The organism is Deferrisoma sp. (assembly GCF_054681715.1).
On sequence record NZ_BAAHFQ010000227.1, the window covers coordinates 1 to 3,835 of the forward strand.

General features: G+C 68.2%; 4 protein-coding genes. All 4 read right to left on the reverse strand.

The window, feature by feature from the left end:
* Window positions 1-60: 60 nt before the first annotated feature.
* Genes ACY0I8_RS16945 through ACY0I8_RS16960 form a run of 4 tightly spaced genes read right to left on the reverse strand, consistent with a single transcriptional unit; the run spans window position 61 to window position 3,801 of the window.
* Complete coding sequence (locus ACY0I8_RS16945; protein ID WP_459941986.1) at window positions 61-1,038, reverse strand: electron transfer flavoprotein subunit alpha/FixB family protein; 978 nt, start codon at window positions 1,036-1,038, stop codon at window positions 61-63.
* A gap of 18 nt (window positions 1,039-1,056) precedes the next feature.
* A complete protein-coding gene (locus ACY0I8_RS16950; protein WP_459941987.1) occupies window positions 1,057-1,806 on the reverse strand; it encodes an electron transfer flavoprotein subunit beta/FixA family protein in 750 nt (249 codons plus the stop codon).
* Window positions 1,807-1,837: 31 nt separating this feature from the next.
* Window positions 1,838-2,983 (reverse strand): acyl-CoA dehydrogenase, encoded by a 1,146-nt coding sequence (locus tag ACY0I8_RS16955; protein ID WP_459941988.1) that lies wholly within the window; start codon window positions 2,981-2,983, stop codon window positions 1,838-1,840.
* Window positions 2,984-3,015: 32 nt separating this feature from the next.
* Window positions 3,016-3,801, reverse strand: coding sequence for a Clp protease/crotonase-like domain-containing protein (locus ACY0I8_RS16960; protein WP_459941989.1), 786 nt, complete (start codon window positions 3,799-3,801; stop codon window positions 3,016-3,018).
* Between the last annotated feature and the right edge of the window lie 34 nt (window positions 3,802-3,835).

The following is a 3,835-nucleotide window of genomic DNA, read 5'->3' on the forward strand; positions in this document are numbered from 1 at the left end:
CCCGGAGGGGCTTGACCCGGCCGGACCCCGGGGCCGGGGCGCCGGTCTATTCCCAACGGATTACGAAGCCTTGGCAGCCTGGATCTTCTCGATGAGTTTCGGCACGGCCTTGAAGAGGTCGTCCACCAGCCCGTAGTCGGCCACCTCGAAGATCGGGGCCTCCTCGTCCTTGTTGATGGCCACGATCACCTTGGAGTCCTTCATGCCGGCCACGTGCTGGATGGCCCCGCTGATGCCGCAGGCGATGTAGAGGTCGGGGGCCACGATCTTTCCGGTCTGGCCCACCTGGAGGTCGTTGGGCAGGAGCCCCTCGTCCACCACGGCCCGGCTGGCGCCCAGGGCCGCGCCCAGGAGGTCGGCCAGTTGCTCGATCAGCTTCACGCCCTCGGCGTCCTTCACACCCCGGCCGGCCGACACCACCACCTTGGCCTCGGTGAGCTCGGGCCGCTCGGACTTGGTGAGCTGGTACTCCACGAATTTGGCCTTCAGGCTTCCGGCGTCCACATTCACCGGGGCCTCCGCCACGGCGGCATCCCCCGCTCCCGGGGCGGCCGCGTCAAACGCCGTCTCCCGGACCGTGAGGCAGTGCACGGGCGTGTCGATCGCGACCCGGGCGATGGCGTTTCCGGCGTACATGGGCCGCAGGTACACGACGCCCTCGTCCCCCTTCTCGAACCCGATCGCGTCGCTCACCATGCCTGCGTCCAAAAGCGCAGCCAGCCGCGGCATCAGGTCCTTTCCGGTGGTGGTGGCCGCGGCCAGCACCGCGGTGTACCCCTTCTCCTTCACCAGGTCGGCCAACGCCTGGGCGTAGGCCTCGGCCGTGTAGTCGGCCACGGCGTCGGCCTCGCTCCACAGCACGTTCTTGGCCCCCACCCCCTTGAGCTGCTCGGCCGCCGCCTGGGCTCCCTTGCCCAGGAGCACGATGTCGAAATCGGTTCCCAGGAGCCCGGCCAGCTCCTTGGCGGCCGTAACCGCCGGGAACGTGGAATGCCGGAGCTCCCCCTGCCGCATCTCACCAACAAGCAGAATCGCCATCGGTTCTCCTCCCTGGTCCTACAGGACCTTGGCCTCGTTCATGAGCTTGTCCACCAGTTCGTCCACGCTCGCGACCTTCTGGCCGGCCTTGCGCGGCGGGGGCTCGGACAGGCTGAGCACCCGGGCCCGGTTCTTGGGCTCGGCGCCAAGATCGGCCGGGGTCACCTTCTTCACCTCCTTCTTTTTGGCCTTCATGATGGCCGGGAGGCTCGCGTACCGGGGCTGGTTGAGCCGCAGGTCCGCGGTGATGACGGCCGGCAGGGCCACCTCCTTGACCTCGAGCCCGCCGTCGATTTCCCGGTGCACCACGGCCTTGCCGTCGCCCAGCTCCACCTTGTAGGCAAAGCACGCCTGGGGGATCCCGAGCTTCGCGGCCAGCATCTGGGCCGCCTGGTTGTTGTCGGTGTCCACCGACTGCTTACCCATGATCACGAGATCCGGGTTCTCCTGGCGGAACACGGCCGCCAGGATGTCGGCGATCCCGGAGCTTTCGTAGCACTCGCCCCCGAGGTCCACGAGGTAGGCCCGGTGGGCTCCCAGGGCCAGGCCGGCCCGCAGGGTCTCCTCGTTCTCGGGCCCGCCGATCGACACCAGGAACACCTCGCCGCCCGACTTCTCCGTGATCCGAACGGCCTCCTCGATGGCGTACTCGTCAAAGGGGTTGACCAGGAAGTTCACACCCTCGGTCTCGATTCCCGACCCGTCCTTTTTCAGCCGGACCTTCACGTCGGGGTTCGGGACCCTACGAACCGGCACCATGATCTTCATTCTCGTACCTCCTTTGGTGGGGTGGATGCCGTCAGTCCCTCAGGAGGGCCCGGGCGATCACCATGCGCTGGACCTCGCTCGTTCCCTCGTAGATCTCGGTGATCTTGGCGTCGCGGTAGTAACGCTCCACCGGGTACTCGTCGATGTAGCCGTACCCGCCGAACACCTGCACGGCCTCCCGGGTGGCCTTCATGGCCACGTCGGAGGCGAAGAGCTTCGCCATGGCCGCCTCGCGGCTGAAGTTCTTCAGGCCCTGGTCCTTCATCCAGGCGGCGCGCCAGGTCAGGAGCCGGGCGGCGTCGATCTCGGTGGCCATGTCCGCGAGCTTCCACTGGATGGCCTGGAAGTTCGCGATGGGCTGGCCGAACTGCTGGCGCTCCTTGGCGTAGGCGATGGCGTGCTCCATGGCGCCCCGGGCGATGCCCACGGCCTGGGAGGCGATGCCGATCCGGCCGCCGTCCAGGGTCTGCATGGCGATCTTGAACCCCTCGCCCGGCTGCCCGAGCAGGTTCTCCTTGGGGATCCGGCAGTCCTCGAACACGAGCTCCGCCGTGGAGGAGGCCCGGATGCCGAGCTTGTGCTCCTCCTTGGCCACCTTATACCCGGGGGCGTCTGCCGGCACGATGAACGCCGAGAGCCCCTTGTGCTTGGCCGAGCGGTCGGTGGAGGCGATCGCCACACACACCCCGGCCTGCCCGCCGTTGGTGATGAAGATCTTCGTGCCGTTCAGGACCCACTCGTTGCCGTCCAGAACGGCCGTGGTGCGCACCGCGCCGGCGTCGGTGCCCGCCTGGGGCTCGGTGAGCCCCAGGCACCCCAACATCTGGCCAGAGGCCAGGGGCACCAGGTACTTCTTCTTCTGCTCCTCGGTGCCGAAGCGGTAGATCGGGTCGCAGCACAGGCTCGAGTGGGCGCTCACCACCACGCCGGTGGAGGCGCAGGCGGCCGAGAGTTCCTCGATCACGATGGAGTAGCAGCGGTAGTCCATGCCGCCGCCGCCGTACTGCTCGGGAATCGCCACCCCCATGAACCCCAGCTCGCCCATCTTCTTCACGAGGTCCATGCGGAACGTGGCGGACTTGTCCATCTCGGCGGCGAGCGGGGCCACCTCCTCCTGGGCGAACCGCCGGGCGGTGTCGCGCACCAGGGTTTGTACGTCGTCCAGCTCGAAATTCATGGGAATTTATCTCCTCCCTATGGGAAACGGGCTCAGCGCCCCTTGAACGCGGCCTTTCGCTTCTCGAGGAACGCCGCCATGCCCTCCTTCTGGTCCTCGGTGGCGAAACACAGGCCGAAGGCGTCGCTTTCCAAGACGCAGGCGTTGTCGAGGTCCAGGTCCTGGCCCCGCTGCACGGCTTCCTTGGCCAACCGCACGGCCACCGGCCCCTTGGCGGCCACGGCCCGGGCCTGGGCCAGGGCCTCGTCCATCAGGCTCTCGGCCGGCACCACGTGGTTCACGAGCCCGATCTCCTTGGCCTCGGCCGCCTTGACCTGGCGGCCGGTGGTCACGAGCTCCATGGCCCGGGCCTTCCCCACGAGCCGGGTAAGCCGCTGGGTACCGCCGAACCCGGGGGTAACCCCGAGGTTCACCTCGGGCTGTCCGAACACGGCCTTTTCGCTCGCGACGATCCAGTCGCAGGCCATGGCGAGCTCACACCCGCCGCCCAGGCAGTACCCGTTCACCACCGCGATCACGGGAACCGGCAGGTCCTCGAACCGTCGGAACACCCGCTGGCCCTTCAGGGCGAACGCCTTGGCCTCGGCCGCCGTGAGGGGCTGCATCTCGCTGATGTCGGCCCCGGCCACGAAGGCCTTGTCCCCGGCGCCGGTCACCAGGAGCGCCCGGGCCCCGGGGTCGGCCTCCACCTCCCGCAGGGCCGCCTCGATCTCGTCGAGCGTCTGGGAGTTGAGCGCGTTGAGCGCCTTGGGGCGGTTGATGGTGAGCCGGTAGATCCCCGGCTCCACCTGCTCCAGGATCACGTTCTCGTAGGCCATGGCACCCCTCCTCCTACCCCGAGTAGTCGTAGAA

What these genes read in the sequence shown, in the direction of transcription:
- ACY0I8_RS16960 (WP_459941989.1), bottom strand. Translation starts at nt 3,801, where the DNA reads ATGGCCTACGAGAACGTGATCCTGGAGCAGGTGGAGCCGGGGATCTAC.
- ACY0I8_RS16945 (WP_459941986.1), bottom strand. Translation starts at nt 1,038, where the DNA reads ATGGCGATTCTGCTTGTTGGTGAGATGCGGCAGGGGGAGCTCCGGCAT.
- ACY0I8_RS16955 (WP_459941988.1), bottom strand. Translation starts at nt 2,983, where the DNA reads ATGAATTTCGAGCTGGACGACGTACAAACCCTGGTGCGCGACACCGCC.
- ACY0I8_RS16950 (WP_459941987.1), bottom strand. Translation starts at nt 1,806, where the DNA reads ATGAAGATCATGGTGCCGGTTCGTAGGGTCCCGAACCCCGACGTGAAG.